Here is a 21,991-nt window from a genome sequence, read left to right on the forward strand (position 1 = left end):
TTATTGCTTAAGCGAAAGTTGCGTCATGTGAGTCTGTCGTGTGTCGGGCGCAAGATTGATCATTCTTGGGCGGGGGCGCTGCCATGACTGCATTTTCTTTGGGCGAGACAGGCCGGACAGGGTTGCTGCGGGGAGCGTGTCTTGCCGCATTGGTTCTTGCGGTTTCAGGATGCGCGGGCACCAACAAGCCCGATCGCATGTCCACCGGCTCCATTCCCGCCGCCACACGCTCCTATGATCACATGAACATGGAGCAGCTTCGGCAGGCGGAGGAGAGCGCCGGTAAAGCCTATGAGCGCAGCCCTAAGGACAAATCGGTCGGCATGAATTATGCCAGCGTGCTGATGATGACCGGCAAGAACACACAGGCTCTCGCTGTCATGCAGCAGATCGCCATCGCCAATCCGGCCGACCGTGATGTGCTTGCCGCCTATGGCAAATCGCAGGCCGCCGCCGGCCAGCTGGAGCAGGCGCTTTCGACCATCCAGCGGGCACAGACGCCGGACCGGCCCGACTGGCGGCTTTATTCCGCCGAGGGCGCCGTGCTCGATCAACTTGGACGCTCGAACGAGGCGCGTTCCCGCTACAGGCAGGCGCTTGACCTGAAGCCGAACGACCCGAGCGTATTGTCCAACCTCGGCATGTCCTATGTCCTGTCGAGCGATCCGCGCACTGCCGAAACATATCTGCAATCCGCCATCGCCCAGCCGGGCGCCGATAGCCGCGTTCGCCAGAACCTTGCGCTCGTGGTCGGTCTACAGGGCCGCTTTGCCGAAGCCGAGCGCATCGCGGTTCAGGAACTCTCGCCACAGCAGGCGCAGGCAAACCTCACCTATCTGCGTGCCATGCTTTCGCAGCAGAACTCCTGGCAGCAACTGGCGAAAAAGGACGGCAAGCCGGCTGGTTGATACGCTTTCGCAGGTATAGAAGGGTTGCGCCCTGATCGAACGATTTCCGGTTTCGCTCCTGCGCGTTTCCGTCGCTAGAACGTGTCGGCGACACGAATGCCGGCAGGCCCGAGAATAACGGCGATGAGAACCGGCAGGAAGAACACTATCATCGGCACAGTCAGTTTGGGCGGCAGCGCTGCGGCCTTTTTCTCAGCTTCATTCATTCGCTCGTCTCGACCTTCCTGCGCGAGAACGCGCAGAGCCTGTGCGAGCGGCGTGCCATATCGTTCCGCCTGGATGAGGGCCTGCACCACGCTTTTGACACCGTCCAGTTGGGTGCGCATACCAAAATTCTCAAGCGCGACACGCCTGTCCTGAAGGAAGGACAATTCCGCTGTCGTCAGGATCATTTCTTCCGCCAGTTCAGGCGACTGTTCACCCATCTCTTCCGCCACGCGGCGCATGGCTGCTTCCATTGATACGCCGGATTCGATGCAGATCAGCATCAGGTCAAGTGCATCTGGCCAAGCCCGCTTGATCGAGGCCTGTCGCTTGGTCATGCGGTTAGAAACGTAGATATTGGGAGCATAAAAGCCGATATAGCCGAAAAGAAGAACGGCCATCAGTCGAATGAAGAAGGCTTTATCCGCAAGATTTCCGAGAACGAAAATCCAGGTGAATGCGACGGCCAGAAAAATGAACGGCAATATGAATCGGGCAGCAAGAAATGTATTAAGCGCATTTTGCGAACGAAAACCGGCTGCACGCAGCTTGTTCATTGTGTTCTTGTCGGCGAGCGCTTCCTGGAGATTGAATTTTTCAACGATTCGCCGTGCGGACTTGTTGTTGTTGCCACGCAGGGAGGCCTTGCCGTCTCTGGTTGCAGTTGCCAGACGCTCGCGCTCGCGGCTGCGAATAAGTTCCCGCTCCGACGATACGGCTTTCATGCGCTTGGCAAAGTCCTTTCGTTCGAAGAAAGGCGTAATGAGCGTATAAAGGGTGGCGAAAACTGCCACTGTTACGAGAATCGCAATGATAGTTTGCGGATTCGTCAGGTCTGAAAGGAGATTTCCCGTCATCGGTGACCTCAAATATCGAAATTGATCATTTGGCGCATGATGAAAATTCCGATGAGCATCCATAGTCCGGATGCACCCAGAATGATGTGCCCGCGCATATCCGTGAAGAGGACTGCAAGATAGTCGGGCGACGTGAAGTGCACCAGCAGCATCACAATGAAAGGCAATGCGCCGATAATGACGGCCGACGCTTTTGCCTCCATGGACAGAGCGTTCACTTTGGCGCGCATTTTCTTTCGGTCACGCAATACCTTTGAAAGATTGGATAAGGCCTCCGAAAGATTGCCGCCTGCCTGTGCCTGGATATTGATGACGGTGCTGAAGAAGCTGACTTCGAAAAGCGGCATGGTCAGCATCATGCGCTCTATCCCTTGGGGAATCCCGATACCAACCTGCTGCGCGTCTACGACCCGCTGAAACTCTGTTTTCACCGGCTCCTGACCATCCGACGCGATCAGTCGCACGGCGTCATTCAGCGGCAATCCGGATTTGATTGAGCGGCACATGACATCCAGCGCATTGGGAAACTCCTCAAGGAATTTTTTCTGCCGGCGCTTGAGGATAAACGCCAATACCCAACGGGGCAGCCCTAAAGCCACCACTGCGCCTATGAGCAGGGCGGTTATTAATGATAGATCATATAGAAGTGCGATGAGAGTGGCGAAAGCCGAAGCACCTGCGCTCAGGAGATGAAACTGCCGAACGGAGATTGCCAGCCCAGCCTGCACGAGTTTATCGCGCAGGCTCACATTTTTTGCTTTTTTCGCCTTTTCATTTTGTTTTTTTTCCATATCCCGCAGGCTGTCCTGCATGGATTTGCGGCGCTTGCTGAGTTCCTGGACCCGATCGCGTGCAGCTTTGATATTTACGTGATCCGTCTCTGCGGCCTGCACCCGCTTGAAACGGCTTGTGGTCTTTTTCTCGACCTCTATCTGCTGGAAAAGAAAGACGTAGGCGAGTGCTCCTGCCGAGATGGCGACAAGTACGGCCAGTAACACTATTGTCGGGTCCATGGCAGTCGCTTTCCCTTAGGATGTCTTTTCCATCTCATCGAGCGCGGCCGCCAGACGTTTTTCTTCGCCGTAATAACGTGCGCGATCCCAGAAATGCGGTTTGCTGATACCGGTCGATATGTGTCTGCCGATCAGCTTGCCGTTCGCATCTTCGCCTTCGATTTCGTATCGCATCAGATCCTGGGTGACGATGACATCGCCTTCCATGCCGATCACTTCCGTAATCTGCGTTATCCGGCGCGAGCCGTCGCGCAGACGCGCCGCCTGAATGACGACATCGATCGATCCCGAAATGATTTCACGCACGGTCTTGGCCGGCAGGGTGAAGCCGCCCATGGCGATCATCGATTCGATACGGCTGAGGCATTCGCGTGGCGTATTGGCGTGAAGTGTTCCCATCGAACCGTCGTGACCGGTGTTCATGGCCTGGAGAAGGTCGAAAACTTCCGGTCCGCGCACTTCGCCGACGATGATGCGTTCGGGCCGCATGCGAAGGCAGTTCTTGACGAGATCGCGCATGGTGATCTCGCCTTCCCCTTCGATATTGGGCGGACGCGTTTCGAGCCTCACCACATGCGGTTGCTGCAGCTGCAGTTCGGCGGTGTCTTCACAGGTGATGACGCGTTCATCCTTGTCGATGAAGCTCGTCAGGCAGTTGAGAAGCGTCGTCTTACCCGAGCCGGTGCCGCCCGAAATGACGACATTGCAGCGGACGCGACCGATAATCTTGAGCAATGTCGCGCCTTCGGGCGTAATCGCTCCGAAACGTACGAGCTGGTCGAGTGTCAGCTTGTCCTTCTTGAATTTTCGGATCGTCAGCGCCGGACCGTCGATGGCAAGCGGCGGAGCGATGACGTTGACGCGCGATCCATCCGGCAGGCGCGCATCGCATATCGGGCTCGATTCATCCACGCGTCGGCCGACCTGGCTGACGATGCGCTGGCAGATGGAAAGCAATTGCGCATTGTCACGAAAGCGGATATCGGATTCGATGGTCTTGCCGCCGACTTCGATGAAGGTCTGGCCGGAACCGTTGACCATGATATCGGCAATGTCGTCGCGTGCGAGAAGCGGCTCCAGCGGCCCGTAACCGAGAACGTCGTTGCAGATATCTTCGAGCAGTTCTTCTTGCTCGGCAATCGACATGGCGAAGTTCTTGATCGTGATGATGTCGTTGACGATATCGCGAATTTCCTCGCGCGCACTTTCCGCGTCGAGCTTGGCGAGCTGCGATAGGTCGATCGTATCGATAAGTGCGGAAAATACCTGGCTCTTGGTATTGTAGTAATCTTCCGTGCGGGCGCGTTTTCTCTGCGCGGGCGGTGCGCTTGCGGTTGCTTGACGCATTGCCGGTAATTGGCCAGGTTCAAGAGTGTCAATTGCAGCAGAACGAGGCTCAGGCGCTGTCGTCACCTGCATGGGCGCAGGTGCAGCAAGATCCGGCTTCGTGCTTCTGGCTGGGCCTTCAGGCCCGCGTTTTCCGAACATCGGCGTTTCCGTCTAAGGACGCAGGCAGAAGACCTACTTGCGCTTGAGAATATTCTTCAGTTTTTCCAGACCGCCGCGCCTGCTTTTGCGCAGTACGGAGCGGCCTGTGATGGTGTGGGCGATTTGCGAAAAGGTTTCCGCCGTCTGGGATTTTTCATCCATCTCGCTGATCATACGGCCGCTATTGGCGGCATTTCCGAACAATTGTGCGTCGAATGGGATGATCGCGATCGGCTCGATTTCCAGCGGCTCAAGGAAATCCGCCAGCGCGATTTCCGGACGCTTGGGCATGCCGACCTGATTGAGAACGAGATGCGGCAATTTATCGTTGGGTCTCAGCTTGATCAGCGCGTCGAAGAGGTTCTTCGTATTGCGCAGGTTTGCGAGATCGGGAACCGCCGTTATGACCACCTCATCGGCTTCCGAAAGGACTGCCCGCGTCCAGTCGCACCATTGGTGGGGAAGATCGAGAACCGCAACCGGGGCACTGCGCTGCAAAACCTCGAGGATCGGCAGAAACGCCTGACGATCGAGATCATAGGTCCTGTCGAGAAGAGACGGCGCTGCCAAAAGCGACAGATGATCGGAACATTTCGTCAAGAGACGGTCGAGAAATACCTCGTCCAGTCGCTCCGGCGAAAAGACCGCTTCAGCCATGCCTTGGGCAGGGTCCTGATCGAAATCGATATTCGCCGTTCCATAGGCAAGGTCCATATCCGCCAGAATGGTTTCCGTGGAGAAAAGACTCGAAATGCCGAAGGCGCAATTATGCGCGATGGTGGACGAGCCTACGCCGCCCTTGGCGCCAATGAAGGCGATGTTGCGGCCCAGCGGCTCCGCTTCCGGATCGACGAAAATCGCGGCGATCGAAGCCAGGAGATCGGCCATATTGACCGGGGCGACGAGATATTCGGAAATGCCATTACGGATGAGATCGCGATAGAGCGTTATATCGTTGTGCCGGCCGACGATGATGACACGCGTGGAAGGATCACAAACCTCCGCCAGAGGCGCGAGATCGTCCAGCAGCGAGGCGGGTGAGCTTGCCGTTTCAAGAACGATGAGATTGGGCGTGGGCGACGTGGAAAACATCGTGGCTGCCGCATTGATATCGCCCTTGGTCACCCGCAGGGTGACCTTGCTCATGCGCCGGTCGCTGGACAATGCGTCCATGACGCTTTGCATATTGTCGCTGACGCAGAAAGCGTGAACGGAAATGCGGGGCAGGGGCCGCAGGTGGTCCATATCCGAAGCGCGCACGGGCGGCTCGGCTTCTGTGCCGCCGCTTGGCTTGATATCATATTCTACAGCGCTCATCGTCGTTCCTGCCGTGACAAATGTTGGATTCGCATCAATCTGTTGCCGCGGTCGAAGTCTTGCCGCGATAGGTGTCGATGACAACCGCGCGGCGCTCGGCATCGATCGGGCTCATGCCGCGCGGACCGACCAGATCCATGGGATTGGCAATCTGCGCCGCGAGATTGCTTTGGGACGCGCACCCGAAATTGTACCAGTTCTTGTTGGCGAAGGTATTATCCGAGAGATCCTCGGGCCATTGGCCGCACTGGCCGGTCATGGCGGTAACGGCGACATAGCTCAGGCGGATGGGGGAGGCGTCGCCATTAGGGGAAGCGGCATAACGCGTCTCCATGATGTTGCCCGGCGCCACACCCGCGCCGGAAAGCGTCGAGCGAATCTGTTTCGCCATTCGTGACGCGGACGCCGAATTGGCCGATCCCGACGGGGTCTGAATATTGATGATCCCGGTCGACATCGACGCATAATTCTGGGCAAAACCGCGGACATTATCCGCCATCGCTGTGGTCAGCCGGCTGTCGCTGGCCGAGACCGGAATATCCAGCGAATGCTCCGCTTCCGACAGGGTAATCGGGTGGCGTGTGCGATAATCGTCGGGAATGGCGTTGGTGGTCATCGGATCGCGTGCGCAGCCCTGCAACAGGCCGGCGGCAAGCGCGGCAACGACGACGAGGCCGATCCGTCTTCCGGAAAGGTAGGGGGAAAAGGAGGAATAGGGTTCCTTCATGACGTTTCCTGCCCTGACCGGGCTTGCTGTAATGAGGGGATTTTGTGTGCGTGTCGTCATTTGTAGATGAACCCCACTGACCCCTGATAGGGCGCGGCCTGAACCTGATCCTTGCGGCCATAGACCTTGTTGACGCGGTTCATGAAATACATGGCTGCGTCGTTTTCCGGATTGAAGTTATCGTCTGGCCGGGCGATCTGATTGCGGGCAACGGGCCGCACCAGATAGGGCGTTGCGATGATGACCAGTTCGGTTTCGTTGCGGAGGAAGTCCTTGCTGCGGAAAAGCGTGCCGAAAATCGGGATTTTCGACATGCCCGGAAGCCCGGACATGGCCTGACGGACATTGTCCTGAACGAGACCTGCGATCACGATCGATCCCCCCGAGGGAAGCTCGACCGTTGTGGAGGTTTCGCGCTTTCTTACCGACATGTAGGTCGAACCTGGGACCGTGCGGCCCGAATTACCGGTTACAACATTGCCTTCGTAGGTGGGCTCGGAAACATTGGTTTCAATTTTGAGACTTATTCGGCCTGGCGAAAGCACCACAGGCTTGAAGTTTAACGTGATGCCATAATCGACAGTATTGGTCGTGCGCGTATTGTGGGCCGCCCGGTGTCCTCGTCGATGTCGACTTCCTGTTCTCCGGCAATTCTGAAATCGCCTCCGACGTAGAACTTTGCCTGCTCTCCGGAAATAGCCGTCAGGCTTGGTTCCGCCAATGTACGCATGACGCCCGCCTGCTCCATTGCAGTGAGATAAGAAGCGAATCTGAGAGACCCCGAGCCTATCGCACCACTGGCAATTCTTGACGCGCCATCGATCACATTGCCAAGATTAGACGGATTCGCAAATTCGAAACCATTACCGCTTGTTGAACTGCTGATGGAGCCGTTGAAGCCGAGTTGCTTCAGAACCTGTCTGCTCACTTCGGCGACGGTAACCTTCAGTGTTACCTGATCTTCCCCCTCAATCGTCAGCATGTTGACAATTTGCGATACCTGCCGGCGCTCCGCAAAAATCGCTGCATCGCCGCCATTGTCACCGCCTGTCAGAGATATATTACGGGTGGTGGCCTCACCGCCTTTTAGAAAGGCGTCGGCAAGTTGAACGGCGCGTGCGGAGTCCTGCGGTGTACGCACCGATCCTGTAAGAACGATGTTGTCCGAAACGATTTCTACCTTGATATCCGACTCAGGAATGAAACGGCGAATATTCGCCTCGAGTCCGGAGATGTCCCGCTCTACTTCCAGATCGAGACTGACGATTTCCCGGCCGCCCTCACCAAAAATGAAAATGTTGGTCTGTCCTACCGTTTTACCGAAAAGATAAATACGCCTGGACGTGCGGGTGACGGCATCGGCAAGGCTCGGATCGGCAACGAGAATGTCGTGTGCATCTTCGGGCAGGTCGATGACCAGCGCCTTGTTTAAACCCAGCTTTAAGCGCTTGCGAATGCCTGTGCCGCTTTCGGTAATCCGCACGATGCTTGCGCTTTGCGCCTCCGCTTCGCTGACGCGCAGAAACTTGGGGGAATGCTGGCCGGGAACGCCTGAAAAGGCCAGGCAGAATGCGAGCCCACCCGCTATCGATGAACGCAGGCGTTGGTTGAGACGATTTGTCATGAGCCTTCCGGTCATTGTGATGCTCCTTGACCGCTCTTCACGATCGAGCCGGATTTGATCACCTGAATTTCCGGCTGTCCGGAACCGCCGCTGAGAAGATGGCCAGCCGAAAGCGTATCGTTTTCCTGCGCATCGGCGACGGAGCGCAAAGCAAGCGTGAGACGGTCCGCCATTTGCTGCGCCACCGTTATGATCTTCGCCTGTTCCGGTGTGAGTTCGAGCGTGGCGGTTGCGCCAACCACCGCCGACGTTCCGTCCTCGCCTTCCTTGATCTGCTGATCGATTGCCAGGACACGAACATTGTTCAAAACATTTTCGGTCAGAAAGTTGTTGTTGTCGCCCTTGCGGACCATGATCACATCGACCCGGTCATTCGGCAGAACGAAACCGCCTGCGCCTGTCGAGACGGAAATCTCGGTGGCGACAGCGCGTTTCCCGGCCGGCAAAAGCGAGGACATGATGCGCGTGCTGGAATCGACCACTTTTTCCGGCCGGATCGGTTCACCTTCGAACAGAGGCAGCCGCACGACCGCGCCGGTGAGTTCGGTGATGGCGTCAGGCCTTTTCGCTTCCGTTATGAAACTGTCGACCACATTGCCCTGTGGCCAGGGTGTCCAGCGCACGGAACTGTCGTTCAGGCGGCTACCGACGGGCAGATTGACCGAAGAGACGAGAACGTTGACCGTCGGTTCTTTCTGGATGATCGTTTCTGCTTTTTCGATGACCTGCTTCGCGCCGGAAATCTGCATGGCGACAAGGCCGGCAAGACCGGCGGCCACCAGAGCAACGGAAAGAATGAAGATACGCGACGGTTTCATGCTCGATCCTTGAGGGAATCAGATTCTTCTTCCCCGAGGATGGCGCGCGATTGGTATAATTATGGTTAATAGTGTGCTTGGATTTGTAGTTAACAATTCTATAAACGATTGGGATCGAAATCCTGATCTAGTATAGGCTTGTGATCGCCGCTTTTACGAGGGGGCAATTCCCATAGGTCAGAAGCCCCGCTGCAGCGATACCGATACCGTATGGAATCTTCTTGGCAACCATAAGGGAATCAGGGATCGGTATGCCGATGGCTATGATTTCCTGTGACCGTGATCTCAGCAGTAGTATGCCAACTGTCAATGCGCCGCCGATCAGCGTCACCGCAAGTAAAAATTCTATGAGAGAAATGTTGAAGCCGTACCAGACTGCCGCTCCAGTCAACAGTTTTGCGTCTCCTCCACCCATGACATTGGCAGCGAAGAGCATAAAACAGCAGAGAAAAACGGCGAGGCCGCCTGCGAGACTTAAGATAAAAGTCTGCAAATCCATTCCCGACAGGGGCGCAACGAAAGCGAAAGATAGCAAGAGCACGACGGTTATCGAGTTGGGGATCGTCATGCTGAAAAGATCGTTCAAGGCAGCGAAACTGAGGCAGAGCGGGACAATAAGAAAAATCGCTGCAACGATCATGATTACCCTGCCTTAATCTATCCAATTCAGCTGGAAGAATAGCAAATGCAGGTGATTTCCCAATTCTGGGTAAATCACCTGCATTATACTTTTTATCAATCAAACGCCGCCGGTGGAGGCTTTCGAGTTCGTGAACGAGGTGCTGATGAAAGTGAAAGTGTCTTTCAGCTTACCGCCGACTGCCGTGGTACCACCGATGATGCCAACGGAAATAAGTGCAGCAATCAAACCATATTCGATTGCAGTAGCACCGGATTCATCCTTGAGGAAACGAGCGAAAATCTTGGTCATAGGGTCTCTCCTAACTTGTGTTGGTTCAGCACGCCGACAACTGTTCTCCGTTGTTCGGTTGGGTTCAAACTACAACGGAGCGATTTCCAAGCGCTTAAAAAAAACGATTAACTCAAAGTAAACGGCAGGATGAGTTTCTCTTGGTAAATAAAAACGAAAAGTATTGTCTGCATTTTTATATTTGCTGATAAACAAATATATTCAGACGCTGGCCATTTCTCTCGTCCGGCTAAGTTTCGGTTGAAAGAGGCGCAGCTGTTCAGTTTTGACGCGGGGCAAAGAGACGTGAAAATATCAATACATTACGAATGGTTACCATCCTCGTTGCGGATTTCCGCCATTTAACGCTTCATTCACTAAAACCGCGCATTCTGTGGAGCAATAAAGTGCGGGTAGTGAGCAAGGGCCAAACGCGTGTCATCCGGAAAATTGGCGAAAATTGTGGTCGGCTTGTCCGTCTTTCTATCGGGTTCGCTGCAGCCCGCCTTTGCTGAGGATGACATTTTGCGCGTTTCGATGAATCACGCCCGTGTCCTTCGTCTCGACCGCGCCGTCAGCAAGGTTATCGTCGGCAACTCCAAAGTCGCCGATGCCACGGTTGCCGATGCCACCACGATTGTTTTGACGGGTCGCAGTTTCGGCACAACCAATCTCGTGCTTCTGGATGCCGATGGCAATCCAATCGTGGATGAACGCATTCTCGTCTCTATCGACGAGGGCAATACGGTGCGTGTTTTCCGGCAGACGGAGCGGACCGTTCTGTCCTGTACGCCGAATTGCGAACAGCATTCGCAAAACAGCGGCGACAAGGACGCTCAGCCGTAACGCTGCAAGGTCAATCATAATTCTGACAGGACGGCGGGGCTTCCGGTAAAACGGAAGTGGCCTAGCTAGCAGTTTTTTCACAACTGGAAAAAGCGAAAAAAGCAACACGCTTCCCGGCGTTTACCGGTCGGCTATATGTTGCTGTTTTTTCGGCTAAGTTCTTGATCTGGCTAAGATCAAAAATGGAATGGTGCCCAGAAGAGGACTCGAACCTCCACACCCTTGCGAGTACCAGCACCTGAAGCTGGCGCGTCTACCAATTCCGCCATCTGGGCGACGGAGAGCGATGTACGAGGGCAGCCGCCCGGTGTCAACAGACTTTTTGAACTTTTATGACGATCATTGATTTTAAAGGGAAAAAACTTGGTTGGGGCTGTTGAAACATGTCGCCGGGTCAGGTGTCGAGCCCTTCATGCTTCGTTCTGTCCACATGGCCGAGGTCGCGCTCCGGGTCGATGATGTCACGGATTCTCTGTTTGAGTTCTTTTGGGCCGGGAAAACCGCCATCGCGTTTGCGTTCCCATATGGTCGTGCCGTCCACGGTGATCTCGAACAGGCCGCCGGTTGAGGGAACGAGGCTGACTTTGCCGACATCGGAAGCGAAGGTCTGCAGGATTTCCTGCGCCATCCAGCCTGCCCGAAGCAGCCAGTTGCATTGCGTGCAGTAGCGGATGGTTATGCGGGGTTTGGTCTCGGTCATCCTCACGTCTCCTTCACCGCCCGGCGGCAATAATGTTCACGATAATGTCAACTATAATACTCATGTTTTACCGGGCGTACGCTTGTTCTTATCATGCGGCTTTGCGAACAGAGAAGCTGTCGAAGGCTGAAACGTGGAGATCCTATGGCCCAGTTCGAGAATAATCGTCAGCGTCTTTTCGTTCCGGCGGTCGCACCGCTTTATAATGCGACACATGATCTGGTGGAGACGATCCTGCGCGTAACGGCCGGGCTTCTCCTCGTCACCCATGGGTTCGGCAAGATCGTCAATCCTTTCGGCGCGGTCGGCATGGTGGAGAGCCTCGGCTTTTATCCCGGCGTCTTCTGGTCGCCGCTGCTTGCCGCCACGGAATTTTTCGGCGGAATTCTGGTCGCCATCGGCCTGTTCACACGGCCGGCATCCTTCGCGGCCATGATCGTTCTTTTGGTAACCGTTTATTTTCACGGCATCGTAAAGGCGGAAGGTCTTGACGGCGCGGAAAAATCGATTCTTTGGGCCGCGATTTTCCTGTTCTTCGCCGTTCGCGGCGGCAACCGGCATTCGGCAGACGCCAAGCTGGCGCGTGAATTCTAAGGCGCACCAGATCAGGTCATCCGCCTGTCGTCGCACTGACGATGTCGCGGCTCTTGAAAATCGATTTTTCTCGTGGTGAAGCTGGATTCGATCGGCACTCTTGGCCGGTTGAATCCATTGTCGTCTCCACGAGGTCTTATGCGCGTCGCAATCATAGAAAACATGGCGGGTACACCGCATGGGCAGCTCGGCGTAGCGCTGGAAGAAGCGGCGGCGGAAATCCACGTCATCCGCGCCTATGCGGGTGAGCCTCTCCCTACCGATGCCGCCGACCATGATGCGCTCGTCGTTCTGGGCGGCGAACAGAACGCGCTTGACGATGCGCTTTATCCGTATCTTGCCGATCTCTCCCTTCTCATGAAAGCCTTTGGCGATGCTGGTAAAGCGGTCATGGGTGTGTGCCTCGGCAGCCAGTTGCTGGCGCGCGCCTATGGCGGAGAGAATATTCTCTCGGGGCCGCCGGAATTCGGCTGGCAGGATATATCCCTGACGGAAGAGGGCGTGTCCGATCCGCTATTGGCCGGGCTGGAAAAGACCTTCCCGATTTTTCAGTGGCATTGCGATACATTTACGCTTCCGCCGGACGCCACGCGGCTTGCGACCAATGGCGCGACACGAAATCAGGCCTTTCGCATCGGCCGGGCAGTCTATGGCACGCAATTCCATTTCGAGGCCTCGACCGCCGTGGTTGACGGCTGGTGTCAGGCGTTTCCTGCTTCCGTCGAAAGAATGTCGCCGGGCTGGCTGGAGAATTATCGTGACCACCGTGGCTTGCGCGCAGAAATGGCCGATGCAGCCGGGCTTGAAATCGCTCGAGCCTGGGTACGGCTCATTGAGATCGACGATTTTCCGTTGCGAAAGTGATCGAGGCCGAACAGAGTTGCGGCTGATGGACTACCGCGCGAAAGGAGGCGCAAAGATCATGTACAAATTCGAAATCTATCAGGACAAGGCCGGTGAATACCGTTTTCGCTTCAAGGCATCCAACGGGGAAACAATGTTCTCGTCGGAAGGATACAAGGCGAAGGCGTCGGCCATCCATGCGATCGAATCGATCAAGAGAAATTCTCCCGGTGCCGACACTGTCGATCTGACCGCCATGACGGCCTGAGCCGCGCCGCTGCGCGAGAACTCGAACCGTTTCGCCTGCCAGAAATGACGGGCGCATCGGCGGGTGCCGACGTAAAGATAAGATTCAGTCTTTTTTGATAATCTTCCGTTAGCATTTGTATTTCGAGGTCTCCGGGCGGCATCAGAGTGCCCCCGATTTGTTTTGCGTACGGGTTCTCATGCGTTCATCGGCTGTGCCAGCACTTTTCTTCGGTTGCTTCCTGCTTGGAGGCTGCACGTCCAGTTCCGGGCCGGAAAGCCTGATGGCCGGCTTGCCCTCGAAGGAAACGACGAGTTCGGTCACGCCATCCGCACCGGTGCCGCAGGCAGGCGTCGGTACCCAGGCCATCGCCGCCCAGCCGCGGCAGGAAGTTCTGGCATGGGGCGGGCCGGTGCCTGACGAACCCAAGGCCTTTTCCGCTGTCACCCCCAGGGCGTCGTTAACGCAGAATGCACCTGAAATCCGTTTGCCGGTTCCGTCACAGGCGGCCGGAATGGTGCGGCCGGCGGAGCGTCCCGCGATCAACCAGATGGAGCGTCCGGTACAGTTGGCCATGGCTGCGGCCCCGGCGGCGAGCGCCGGTGCGCAGATTCGCTCGCGCATTTTCCGCTCCAGCTTCAGCGATGCCAAGCCGATCAATTTCGGCAGGGTCCAGCCGCGTCATTTTCAGGTCCACGGGGTGGATGTATCCCGCTGGCAGGCCAATATAAACTGGCCGCAGCTGCGCACGCGCGGCGCCAATTTCGCCTTCATCAAGGCGACGGATGGCGGCGACCATCTCGATCCGATGTTCCGCACCAACTGGCAGCGCGCGAAGGAAGCGGGCATTCGCCGCGGCGCTTACCACTTCTTCTATTGGTGCCGCAACGCCAGCGAACAGGCGGACTGGTTCATTCGTAATGTACCGCGCGACCCGGACGCGCTGCCGCCGGTTATCGACGTGGAATATAACGGCGAATCGAGCTGCAAGATGCGCCATTCCCGCGAACGCGTTCTGGAAAAGATGCGCGTCTTCATGGACAAGCTCGAGCGCCATTATGGCCAGCGGCCGATCATTTATACGGCGCCCGATTTTTACAAGGACAACCTCCAGGGCGAATTCCAGGACTACCCCTTCTGGTTGCGCGCCGTCGCCCAGCATCCGTCAGTGGTTTATCCCGGCCGCAAGTGGCTGTTCTGGCAATATTCCGGTTCCGGCCTGTCGCATGGCGTCGATGGCCGCATCGATCTCAATGTCTTCAACGGCAGTGAGGATGCATGGCATCGCTGGGTGGACCGCCGTTCGAGCTGACGATGGCGGCCTTCAGCGCGCGAATTTTCGCGCGCCTGCAACACAGAGCACCACGACAAGCGTAACGGCGATCATGGCCGGGCTCACCTCCTCATGCAGCAGAGTCGCGGCAAGTGCGAGCCCGAAGAAGGGCTGAAGCAGTTGCAGCTGGCCGACGGCTGCGATGCCGCCAAGCGCCAGTCCGCGATACCAGAAGATGAAGCCGATCAGCATGCTGAACAGGGAAACATAGGCAAGGCCGGCCCAGGCCTGCGGGTCGATGCCGGCAAGCGTTTCCGGCCCGGTGAAGAAAGCAAGCGGCAACATTACCGGCAGGGAAAGAACCAGCGCCCAGGAAATGACCTGCCAGCCGCCCAGCTTGCGGGAAAGGGCAGCACCCTCCGCATAGCCGAGCCCGCAGACGATGATTGCGCCGAGCATCAGAAGATCGCCGGCCAGTGAGGCCTCGATCCCGGCGGCAAACGAATTCGACAGGGAAAACCCCGCAACAAGCGCGCTTCCAAGACAGGAAAAGAACCAGAACACCGGGCGTGGGCGTTCTCCGCCGCGCAGCACGGCGAAGATTGCTGTCGCGAGCGGCAAGAGCCCCACGAAAACGATGGAATGCGCCGAGGTGACATGCCGCAGGGCGAGCGCGGTCAATAGCGGGAAGCCCACCACGACACCGAGCGAGACGATGAAAAGCGATGTCAGATCATCGCGCGCCGGGCGCCTTTGCCTGAACAGAAACAGCAGCGCCAGCGCCAGCAGGCCGGCAATGCTGGCACGGGCGACGGTCAGGAACACCGGATCGAAACCCGTTACCGCAATGCGTGTCGCGGGCAGCGAACCGCTGAATATCACCACGCCTGTCAGGCCGCTCAGCCAGCCGCTCGTCGTCTTGTCCATTGTCAACTCCTGCGTTTTGCCTTTCTTGATCCCGAATGGCTGGCAGGAACAGCGACAATCATATACAATTTCAACAAACTGTTATGGTATCACAAGCGGTACAGTTGGAGGAAAGTTTGGACGGACAAGTCGCTACGGGCACGCGCATAGAAAAGGTGATGGCAAGTGTGCGGCAACGCATCGCCTCGCGCAGCCTCGTGCCGGGCGCGCGCCTGCCGTCGGTCAGGGCGCTGGCGAAGACCATGCAGGTTTCCACCTCCACCATTGTCGAGGCCTATGACCGGCTCGTGGCGGATGGTACGATAAGCTCGCGCCCCGGCTCCGGTTTTTTCGTTTCGGGCCCGCTTGCGCCCCTGTCGCTCGCCGATATCGAGCCGCAGCTCGATAGGGCGGTGGATCCCTTATGGGTCTCGCGGCAGGCGCTGGATGAAGGTTCCGTTCTCGCCAAACCCGGTTGCGGCTGGCTTCCCGCATCGTGGATGCCGCAGGAAGCGTTGAGGCGGGCGATGCGCGGGCTTGCCCGCGCCGACGCCGCCCTGCTGACGGATTACGGCAACCCGATGGGGCTGCTGCCGTTGCGCCAGCTGCTGTCGCGCCGGCTGGCCGAACACGGGGTGCAGGCGGGCGCCGGCCAGATAATGCTCACCGATTCCGGCACGCAGGCGATCGATCTTCTGTGCCGTTTCCTGCTGCAACCGGGGGATACGGTTGTTGTGGATGACCCGTGTTACTTCAATTTCCATGCTCTTTTGCGGGCGCATCGGGTGAAGATCGTCGGTGTTCCCTATACGCCGACCGGACCGGATCTGGTGCTTTTCGAGCAGGCACTGAAAGACCATCAGCCCCGGCTTTATATCACCAATTCCGCAATCCATAATCCGACAGGTGCAAGGCTTTCCGCCGTTTCCGCCCATCGCCTGCTGATGCTCGCCGAGCAGGTGGGGCTGACCATCATCGAGGATGATATTTTTGCCGATTTCGAAACCCAGGCCGCGCCCCGGCTGGCGGCCTTCGATGGTCTGAACCGCGTTGTCCAGATAGGCAGTTTTTCAAAAACACTGTCGGCCTCCGTGCGGTGCGGTTTCATTGCAGCACCCATGGCTTGGGTGGAAGCCCTGACCGATCTCAAGATCGCCACCACTTTTGGCGGAACGCATTTTTCGGCGGCGCTGATCCTGTCGCTTTTGACCGATGGCAGTTACCGCAAGCATATCGAGGCGCTGAGGCAGCGTCTTGCGGCAACGATGCCGGAGGTGGCGGCGCGTCTGAGGTCGGTCGGATGTGTGCCGTGGATCGAACCGCAGGCGGGCATGTTTTTATGGTGCCGCCTGCCGGACGGGGTCGATGCCGCTGATGTGGCGCGCCGCGCGCTTTCGCGGCAGGTGGTGCTGGCCCCCGGCAATGTGTTCAGTTCCTCGCAGAACGCCTCCGGTTTCATGCGTTTCAATGTGTCGCAAATGGCAGGTCCGCAGGTCATGACGGTGCTGGCGGAGGCGCTTCAGCAAACGCCCGAACCTTGTCGGTTGTAAGCGCTGTGGAAGGAATCGGAACAAAATCCCGTGAACGTCGTTTTCTCCGCAGAATGAAGAGGAGGAAACACCATGACATTCGATCCCAACAACCCGCGTCCGGACCGCGATCTTCGTCCGGAAGTGAATATCAGCAATGAACCGCGTGCCCGCACGTCGTCGTCCTGGGTGCCGTGGTTGGCGATCATCGTCGTCGTATTGGTGGGCGTTTTCGCCTGGTCGCAGATGAGCGGCCCGACCACCGATCCGGCCACGACATCCTCCACCACGCCGCCTGCGGCAACGGATCAGGCACCGGCGCCCATGGCTCCGACCGCTCCGGCAACACCGCCTGCGAACAACACCGCACCGGCAAGCCCGAATACGGGCGGCACGCAGACCCAGCCGTAACGGGCCTACTGATATGATAAAACCGCCTGCCTCCGGGCAGGCGGTTTTTCTTTGCGGCCCTTATCCGCGCCCTAAAGCTGCTCCATCGCGGAAGGGTGGTTGGAAACCCTGGACCAGCGGCTGATGGACTCCTGTGCCAGCTGCGAAAGGGCAATGCTTCCGAAACGGGATAGCAGAATGTTTTCCGCCTCTTTCATGGCCTCGAAAAGTGCTGCATTGACAGCCTGTTCGATGACGCAGTTCGGATTGTCGCCCGCCAGCCCGATTGAGAACAGTTCCGGTGCGCCAAGCGCCCGGTAAATATCGAGCAGCGTGATTTCGCTGAGCGGCCGCGCCAGCACCCACCCACCGCCATGGCCTTTTTCCGACGAGACATAACCATGCTCGCGCAAGCCGGCCATTGTCCTGCGCACCACCACCGGATTGGTCTGGAGCATCGCCGCGATGCTCTCGGATGTCGCCGCACCCTTATGATTTTCCATATGGATCAGAATATGCAGCACCCGTGAAAGGCGCGTGTCGTGTCTCATTGTTCAAACCCGTCTGTTTACACTGAAGCTATCACTTTCGAGGTGACGTAACAATATAAGTTGCGTGACTATTGATTCTGAAAATCACGTAACAATATAAGTATCGTGAGATGAACGGGCACTTCCGCCTCTTTCCTGAAACGATGGGTGCATCATGAAATTCGACGTCATCATTATCGGCGGCAGCTATGCCGGCCTCTCGGCCGCCCTGCAGCTTGGACGCGCCAGAAAAAACATTCTGGTGGTGGACGCCGGTGAACGGAGAAACCGTTTCGCCAGCCATTCCCACGGTTTTCTCGGCCAGGATGGCAAGGCGCCGGGTGAGATTATCACCGAGGCGCGCCGCCAGATCGAACGTTACCCGACCATAGATTGGGTCGAGGGCAGGGTGACCGATGCCGAAGGCTCCTCCGGCGATTTTGTAGTCGAGATCGATGGCAAACGCCGTGAGACAGCGGACCGGCTCATCCTCGCCATGGGGGTCACCGATAAATTGCCTGCTATTGCCGGGCTGAAAGAGCGTTGGGGCTCTTCGGTCTTCCATTGCCCCTATTGCCATGGTTACGAACTCAATCAGGAAAAGATCGGCGTCATCGCCGCTTCACCTTTGGCCATTCACCACGCATTGATGCTGCCCGACTGGGGCGACACGACCTTTTTTACCAATGGCGTATTCGAGCCGGATGGGGATCGGCAAGCATTGTTGTCGGACCGGGGCGTGCGGGTGGAAACAACCCGCATCCGGGAAATTACGGGGCATGCGGATGTTGTTCTGGCGGATGGACGCAGCATCGCATTGGCTGGCCTTTTCACCCAGCCGAAATTGCGGATCGCCTCGAACTGGCTGGAAAAACTTGGCTGCGCCGTGGAGGAGGGGCCGATGGGATCGACCATCGTGACAGATCCCATGAAACAGACCACCGCCCGCGGCATCTTCGCCTGCGGTGATGTGGCAAGGCCTGCCGGCTCGGTCGCCCTTTCGGTGGGAGACGGCGCCATGGCGGGTGCTGCGGCTCACCGGTCGATCCTGTTTCCGGAATGATCAATGCGAAACAAGGTTGAGCCAGCGGCCAGGCGGCATGCCGAAGGCATTTTTGAAATGTCGGGTAAAATGCGCCTGATCCGCAAAACCGCAGGCAAATGCCGTTTCCGCAAGGCCCGCACCCGCACGCATCATGTCCTTGCATTTTTGCAGTCGGCGCATGATGAGATAACGGTGCGGGCTGGTGCCGAACAGGAAACGAAAGTGCCGAAAGAGCGTGAAGCGGTCGAGCCCGCTTATCCGTTCCAGCTCTTCAGAGCCGACGGTGTCGGCGCTATTCTCCAGCAGATAGTCCCGGCACCGTAAAACGGCGATCCGGTCGATCCGTTTGATGGTTCTGGCGCTTCCGTTTGAATGTTTCCAGAGCAAATCCGCCAGTCTCGATTGCCAGTCGGTGAGAAGCAGATTGTCCGGCTCGCCTTCCAGATTGCCAAGCGCCTCGATGAGGCATTGCCGGAATTCCTCATCCTCAATGACGGGATTCTGGGCGAAGGGCAGCGCATTATATCCCGCCTCAGTCGTTTTTTCGGGCGGAAGATAAAGCATACGGTAGCGCAGGCCTTCATCGGTGCCTGCGCCGCCATCGTGAACTTCGTCCGGATGCAGCACGATTACCTTTCCGGGCGTGCTGAAATGCGATTTCCCCCGATAGGAAAAGGTCTGGACGCCGGAAAGCGTGACACCCAGCGCATAGGTATCATGACGGTGCGGTGCATAGGCGTTGCCATGAAAGCGCGCTTCGATGCGTTCTATGCCTTCGCTGGAGGGTGCCTGCACGATCCCTTCGAATTTGCACGAACGTTCAAGATCGCCGACGCCCCGAGGCGCTAGGATCGCTTCTCTTTCGTAACCACAGCCAGATTGAGTTCGCATGTTTGATACCAAGATCGCCGTCATCCTTCGCGATGACCTTGCCGTGTGGCAAAAACTGAACGTTACCGCATTTCTCATGTCCGGGATCGTCGCCCAGACCAAGGAGATCATTGGAGAACCATACCGCGACGGGGCAGGCAACGTCTATAATCCCCTGTCCGTCCAGCCGATTGTCGTCATGGCCACGGATCAGGAGGCGTTGCGCAAAATCCACCAGCGATCCCTCGAGCGCGACGTCACGACTTCGCTTTATATCGAGGAAATGTTCGCCACCGGGCACGATGTCGCCAATCGCCAGGTATTTTCGGAGTTTTCTCCTGACAACGCCAAGGTGGTCGGCATGGCGCTGAGGGCCGACAGGAAGATCGTCGACAAGATCACCAAGGGCGCAAAGTTGCACGCGTGATAGAAGCCTAAACGCAAAAGGGAGGCTCAGGGGCCTCCCTTCAATAGCGATGGCAATATGATTTTGCCGCTTATTCGTCGTTCATCTTTAGCGCAGCGATAAAGGCTTCCTGCGGAATTTCCACCTTGCCGAACTGGCGCATGCGCTTCTTGCCTTCCTTCTGCTTGTCCAGAAGCTTGCGTTTGCGCGTCGCGTCGCCGCCGTAGCACTTCGCCGTCACGTCCTTGCGCAGCGCGCGCACGGTTTCGCGGGCGATGACCTTGCCGCCGATGGCCGCCTGGATCGGGATCTGGAACATGTGCGGCGGAATGAGTTCCTTCAGCTTTTCGCACATGCCGCGCCCGCGCCGGTCGGCTGCCGAGCGGTGAACCAGCATGGAGAGCGCATCCACCGGATCGCCATTGACGAGGATCGACATCTTGACGAGGTCGCCTTCGCGATAGTCGATGATGTTGTAATCGAAGGAGGCATAACCCTTGGAGATGGATTTCAGCCGGTCGTAGAAATCGAACACCACTTCGTTGAGCGGCAGTTCATAGGTGATCATCGCGCGGTTGCCGACATAGGTCAGCTCCGTCTGCAGGCCGCGCCGGTCCTGACAGAGTTTCAGGATGCCGCCGAGATATTCGTCCGGCGTCATGATCGTCGCCTTGATCCACGGCTCGCGGATTTCCTTGATCTTCACAACGTCGGGCATGTCGGCCGGGTTGTGCAGTTCCTTCTCCGTGCCATCAGTCAGCGTCATTTCATAGACGACCGAAGGTGCTGTCGCGACGAGATCGAGATTGAACTCGCGCTCGAGGCGTTCCTGAATGATTTCGAGATGCAGCAGGCCGAGGAAGCCGCAGCGGAAACCGAAGCCGAGGGCGGCGGACGATTCCATTTCGAAGGAGAAGGAGGCGTCGTTGAGGCGAAGCTTGCCCACCGCCGCGCGCAAATCTTCGAAGTCGGCCGCATCGACCGGGAAGAGGCCGCAGAACACCACGGGCTGCGCCGGCTTGAAGCCGGGCAAGGCCTGCGCCGTCGGGCGCTTGTCGTCGGTGATGGTATCGCCAACACGCGTATCGGCGACTTCCTTGATCGAGGCGGTGATGAAACCGATCTCGCCGGGGCCGAGGCTGTCGACATTGACCATCTTCGGAGTCAGCACGCCGACGCGCTCGATGCCGTATTTCGCGCCCGAACCCATCATGCGGATCTGCTGGCCCTTGCTCAGCACGCCATCGATGACGCGCACCAGAACCATGACGCCGAGATAGGTGTCGTACCAGCTATCGACCAGCAGCGCCTTCAGCGGTCCGTTTTCGCCGACTTCGCTCTTCGGTGGCGGCAGACGGTTGACGATGGCTTCCAGAACATCGGGAATGCCAAGACCGGTTTTGGCGGAAATCATCACGGCGTCGGAGGCGTCGATGCCGATCACCTCTTCGATCTGCTCCTTGATGCGGTCGGGTTCGGCCGCCGGCAGGTCGATCTTGTTGAGCACCGTCACCAGCTCGTGATTGTTGTCGATGGCCTGATAGACGTTGGCGAGCGTCTGGGCTTCCACGCCCTGCGATGCATCGACCACCAGCAGCGAGCCTTCGCAGGCCGAAAGCGAGCGGGACACTTCGTAGGCGAAGTCGACGTGACCGGGCGTGTCGATGAGGTTCAGCACATAGGTTTCGCCGTTATTTGCCTTGTAGTGCAGGCGCACGGTCTGGGCCTTGATGGTGATGCCGCGTTCGCGCTCGATATCCATCGAATCGAGAACCTGTTCCGACATGTCGCGTTCGGCAAGGCCGCCCGTCGACTGGATCAACCGGTCGGCCAGCGTCGATTTGCCGTGATCGATGTGGGCAACGATCGAGAAGTTGCGGATATGGTCCAGGGGCGTGCGGGTCGAATTTGTGCTCATGTCCCGCGCTATAGCAGGGGCTTGTCAC

23 protein-coding genes, 1 tRNA gene and 1 pseudogene are annotated in these 21,991 nt (G+C 57.6%); 10 read left to right on the top strand and 15 right to left on the bottom strand.

Going from position 1 to position 21,991, the window contains the following annotated elements; genetic code table 11:
- Positions 1-197: 197 nt before the first annotated feature.
- Positions 198-908, top strand: coding sequence for a tetratricopeptide repeat protein (locus L901_RS17580; RefSeq protein WP_003524462.1), 711 nt, complete (start codon positions 198-200; stop codon positions 906-908).
- Positions 909-982: 74 nt separating this feature from the next.
- Here the strand turns inward: L901_RS17580 and L901_RS17585 are convergent, their stop codons facing one another.
- The 9 genes and pseudogenes from L901_RS17585 to L901_RS17625 form a co-directional block, all read right to left on the bottom strand.
- Entirely contained in the window at positions 983-1,969 is a 987-nt protein-coding gene (locus tag L901_RS17585) for a type II secretion system F family protein (RefSeq protein WP_020810200.1), read from the bottom strand.
- Between the two features lie 8 nt (positions 1,970-1,977).
- A complete protein-coding gene (locus tag L901_RS17590; protein ID WP_059759134.1) occupies positions 1,978-2,982 on the bottom strand; it encodes a type II secretion system F family protein in 1,005 nt (334 codons plus the stop codon).
- Positions 2,983-2,997: 15 nt separating this feature from the next.
- Positions 2,998-4,470: a CpaF family protein gene (locus L901_RS17595; RefSeq protein WP_059759135.1), complete on the bottom strand. Its 1,473-nt coding sequence runs from the start codon at positions 4,468-4,470 to the stop codon at positions 2,998-3,000.
- A 33-nt stretch (positions 4,471-4,503) separates the two neighbouring features.
- Positions 4,504-5,787: a CpaE family protein gene (locus tag L901_RS17600; protein WP_059759136.1), complete on the bottom strand. Its 1,284-nt coding sequence runs from the start codon at positions 5,785-5,787 to the stop codon at positions 4,504-4,506.
- Between the two features lie 34 nt (positions 5,788-5,821).
- On the bottom strand, positions 5,822-6,514 hold the full coding sequence (locus L901_RS17605) for a CpaD family pilus assembly protein (RefSeq protein ID WP_059759137.1): 693 nt from the start codon (positions 6,512-6,514) through the stop codon (positions 5,822-5,824).
- A 56-nt stretch (positions 6,515-6,570) separates the two neighbouring features.
- Positions 6,571-8,153: pseudogene (locus L901_RS17610) on the bottom strand (type II and III secretion system protein family protein).
- Positions 8,150-8,956 carry a Flp pilus assembly protein CpaB gene (cpaB, locus tag L901_RS17615; protein ID WP_020810206.1) on the bottom strand — a complete coding sequence of 269 codons (807 nt, stop codon included), beginning with the start codon at positions 8,954-8,956 and terminating at the stop codon, positions 8,150-8,152. The pseudogene L901_RS17610 and the gene cpaB overlap by 4 nt, the downstream one beginning before the upstream one ends.
- Before the next feature lie 127 nt (positions 8,957-9,083).
- The gene (locus L901_RS17620) at positions 9,084-9,596 is read right to left on the bottom strand and encodes a prepilin peptidase (RefSeq protein ID WP_059759138.1); all 513 of its coding nucleotides are present in this window, start codon (positions 9,594-9,596) and stop codon (positions 9,084-9,086) included.
- 99 nt (positions 9,597-9,695) lie between these two features.
- Positions 9,696-9,887: a Flp family type IVb pilin gene (locus L901_RS17625; protein WP_003524475.1), complete on the bottom strand. Its 192-nt coding sequence runs from the start codon at positions 9,885-9,887 to the stop codon at positions 9,696-9,698.
- Positions 9,888-10,301: 414 nt separating this feature from the next.
- Between L901_RS17625 and L901_RS17630 the strand changes: the two genes are divergently transcribed.
- On the top strand, positions 10,302-10,712 hold the full coding sequence (locus tag L901_RS17630; protein ID WP_020812471.1) for a pilus assembly protein N-terminal domain-containing protein: 411 nt from the start codon (positions 10,302-10,304) through the stop codon (positions 10,710-10,712).
- 188 nt (positions 10,713-10,900) lie between these two features.
- Here the strand turns inward: L901_RS17630 and L901_RS17635 are convergent.
- Together L901_RS17635 and L901_RS17640 are read right to left on the bottom strand one after the other, a co-directional pair.
- A tRNA-Leu gene (locus L901_RS17635) sits at positions 10,901-10,987 on the bottom strand.
- Between the two features lie 119 nt (positions 10,988-11,106).
- The gene (locus L901_RS17640) at positions 11,107-11,412 is read right to left on the bottom strand and encodes a SelT/SelW/SelH family protein (protein ID WP_059759139.1); all 306 of its coding nucleotides are present in this window, start codon (positions 11,410-11,412) and stop codon (positions 11,107-11,109) included.
- 144 nt (positions 11,413-11,556) lie between these two features.
- Between L901_RS17640 and L901_RS17645 the strand changes: the two genes are divergently transcribed.
- The 4 genes from L901_RS17645 to L901_RS17660 all read left to right on the top strand — a co-directional run bounded on the left by L901_RS17645 (position 11,557) and on the right by L901_RS17660 (position 14,408).
- Entirely contained in the window at positions 11,557-12,006 is a 450-nt protein-coding gene (locus L901_RS17645) for a DoxX family protein (RefSeq protein WP_059759140.1), read from the top strand.
- A 138-nt stretch (positions 12,007-12,144) separates the two neighbouring features.
- Positions 12,145-12,870 (top strand): type 1 glutamine amidotransferase, encoded by a 726-nt coding sequence (locus tag L901_RS17650; RefSeq protein WP_059759141.1) that lies wholly within the window; start codon positions 12,145-12,147, stop codon positions 12,868-12,870.
- A 58-nt stretch (positions 12,871-12,928) separates the two neighbouring features.
- Complete coding sequence (locus tag L901_RS17655; RefSeq protein WP_059759498.1) at positions 12,929-13,117, top strand: YegP family protein; 189 nt, start codon at positions 12,929-12,931, stop codon at positions 13,115-13,117.
- A 178-nt stretch (positions 13,118-13,295) separates the two neighbouring features.
- Positions 13,296-14,408 (top strand): GH25 family lysozyme, encoded by a 1,113-nt coding sequence (locus L901_RS17660; protein WP_059759142.1) that lies wholly within the window; start codon positions 13,296-13,298, stop codon positions 14,406-14,408.
- Positions 14,409-14,420: 12 nt separating this feature from the next.
- Here L901_RS17660 and L901_RS17665 read toward each other — a convergent pair whose 3' ends face one another.
- Positions 14,421-15,296, bottom strand: coding sequence for a DMT family transporter (locus L901_RS17665; RefSeq protein WP_059759143.1), 876 nt, complete (start codon positions 15,294-15,296; stop codon positions 14,421-14,423).
- A gap of 116 nt (positions 15,297-15,412) precedes the next feature.
- Here L901_RS17665 and L901_RS17670 point away from each other — a divergent pair, with 116 nt between their 5' ends.
- Both L901_RS17670 and L901_RS17675 read left to right on the top strand, forming a co-directional pair.
- A complete protein-coding gene (locus L901_RS17670) occupies positions 15,413-16,825 on the top strand; it encodes a PLP-dependent aminotransferase family protein (protein WP_059759144.1) in 1,413 nt (470 codons plus the stop codon).
- A 72-nt stretch (positions 16,826-16,897) separates the two neighbouring features.
- Entirely contained in the window at positions 16,898-17,215 is a 318-nt protein-coding gene (locus tag L901_RS17675) for a hypothetical protein (RefSeq protein ID WP_003524488.1), read from the top strand.
- 71 nt (positions 17,216-17,286) lie between these two features.
- Here the strand turns inward: L901_RS17675 and L901_RS17680 are convergent, their stop codons facing one another.
- Positions 17,287-17,745, bottom strand: a complete 459-nt coding sequence (locus L901_RS17680) for an Rrf2 family transcriptional regulator (RefSeq protein ID WP_059759145.1) — start codon at positions 17,743-17,745, stop codon at positions 17,287-17,289.
- A 154-nt stretch (positions 17,746-17,899) separates the two neighbouring features.
- Here L901_RS17680 and L901_RS17685 point away from each other — a divergent pair, with 154 nt between their 5' ends.
- Complete coding sequence (locus L901_RS17685) at positions 17,900-18,787, top strand: NAD(P)/FAD-dependent oxidoreductase (RefSeq protein ID WP_059759146.1); 888 nt, start codon at positions 17,900-17,902, stop codon at positions 18,785-18,787.
- Here L901_RS17685 and L901_RS17690 read toward each other — a convergent pair whose 3' ends face one another.
- A complete protein-coding gene (locus L901_RS17690) occupies positions 18,788-19,564 on the bottom strand; it encodes an AraC family transcriptional regulator (protein ID WP_059759147.1) in 777 nt (258 codons plus the stop codon).
- Positions 19,565-19,658: 94 nt separating this feature from the next.
- Here L901_RS17690 and L901_RS17695 point away from each other — a divergent pair, with 94 nt between their 5' ends.
- The gene (locus L901_RS17695) at positions 19,659-20,066 is read left to right on the top strand and encodes a DUF2000 family protein (RefSeq protein WP_059759148.1); all 408 of its coding nucleotides are present in this window, start codon (positions 19,659-19,661) and stop codon (positions 20,064-20,066) included.
- Between the two features lie 70 nt (positions 20,067-20,136).
- Here the strand turns inward: L901_RS17695 and lepA are convergent, their stop codons facing one another.
- A complete protein-coding gene (lepA, locus tag L901_RS17700) occupies positions 20,137-21,975 on the bottom strand; it encodes a translation elongation factor 4 (RefSeq protein ID WP_035264582.1) in 1,839 nt (612 codons plus the stop codon).
- Positions 21,976-21,991: the final 16 nt, after the last annotated feature.

Origin of the sequence: Agrobacterium sp. D14 (genome assembly GCF_001526505.1) — a bacterium.
GTDB classification, from domain to species: Bacteria; Pseudomonadota; Alphaproteobacteria; order Rhizobiales; family Rhizobiaceae; genus Agrobacterium; species Agrobacterium leguminum.

Excerpts from the sequence above, each read along its gene's own strand:
- cpaB (WP_020810206.1), bottom strand. The coding sequence starts at position 8,956 with ATGAAACCGTCGCGTATCTTCATTCTTTCCGTTGCTCTGGTGGCCGCC.
- L901_RS17675 (WP_003524488.1), top strand. The coding sequence starts at position 16,898 with ATGACATTCGATCCCAACAACCCGCGTCCGGACCGCGATCTTCGTCCG.
- L901_RS17660 (WP_059759142.1), top strand. The coding sequence starts at position 13,296 with ATGCGTTCATCGGCTGTGCCAGCACTTTTCTTCGGTTGCTTCCTGCTT.
- L901_RS17680 (WP_059759145.1), bottom strand. The coding sequence starts at position 17,745 with ATGAGACACGACACGCGCCTTTCACGGGTGCTGCATATTCTGATCCAT.
- L901_RS17595 (WP_059759135.1), bottom strand. The coding sequence starts at position 4,470 with ATGTTCGGAAAACGCGGGCCTGAAGGCCCAGCCAGAAGCACGAAGCCG.
- L901_RS17620 (WP_059759138.1), bottom strand. The coding sequence starts at position 9,596 with ATGATCGTTGCAGCGATTTTTCTTATTGTCCCGCTCTGCCTCAGTTTC.
- L901_RS17590 (WP_059759134.1), bottom strand. The coding sequence starts at position 2,982 with ATGGACCCGACAATAGTGTTACTGGCCGTACTTGTCGCCATCTCGGCA.
- L901_RS17685 (WP_059759146.1), top strand. The coding sequence starts at position 17,900 with ATGAAATTCGACGTCATCATTATCGGCGGCAGCTATGCCGGCCTCTCG.
- L901_RS17665 (WP_059759143.1), bottom strand. The coding sequence starts at position 15,296 with ATGGACAAGACGACGAGCGGCTGGCTGAGCGGCCTGACAGGCGTGGTG.
- L901_RS17600 (WP_059759136.1), bottom strand. The coding sequence starts at position 5,787 with ATGAGCGCTGTAGAATATGATATCAAGCCAAGCGGCGGCACAGAAGCC.
- L901_RS17695 (WP_059759148.1), top strand. The coding sequence starts at position 19,659 with ATGTTTGATACCAAGATCGCCGTCATCCTTCGCGATGACCTTGCCGTG.
- L901_RS17640 (WP_059759139.1), bottom strand. The coding sequence starts at position 11,412 with ATGACCGAGACCAAACCCCGCATAACCATCCGCTACTGCACGCAATGC.
- L901_RS17645 (WP_059759140.1), top strand. The coding sequence starts at position 11,557 with ATGGCCCAGTTCGAGAATAATCGTCAGCGTCTTTTCGTTCCGGCGGTC.
- L901_RS17650 (WP_059759141.1), top strand. The coding sequence starts at position 12,145 with ATGCGCGTCGCAATCATAGAAAACATGGCGGGTACACCGCATGGGCAG.
- L901_RS17585 (WP_020810200.1), bottom strand. The coding sequence starts at position 1,969 with ATGACGGGAAATCTCCTTTCAGACCTGACGAATCCGCAAACTATCATT.
- L901_RS17655 (WP_059759498.1), top strand. The coding sequence starts at position 12,929 with ATGTACAAATTCGAAATCTATCAGGACAAGGCCGGTGAATACCGTTTT.
- L901_RS17625 (WP_003524475.1), bottom strand. The coding sequence starts at position 9,887 with ATGACCAAGATTTTCGCTCGTTTCCTCAAGGATGAATCCGGTGCTACT.
- L901_RS17605 (WP_059759137.1), bottom strand. The coding sequence starts at position 6,514 with ATGAAGGAACCCTATTCCTCCTTTTCCCCCTACCTTTCCGGAAGACGG.
- L901_RS17580 (WP_003524462.1), top strand. The coding sequence starts at position 198 with ATGTCCACCGGCTCCATTCCCGCCGCCACACGCTCCTATGATCACATG.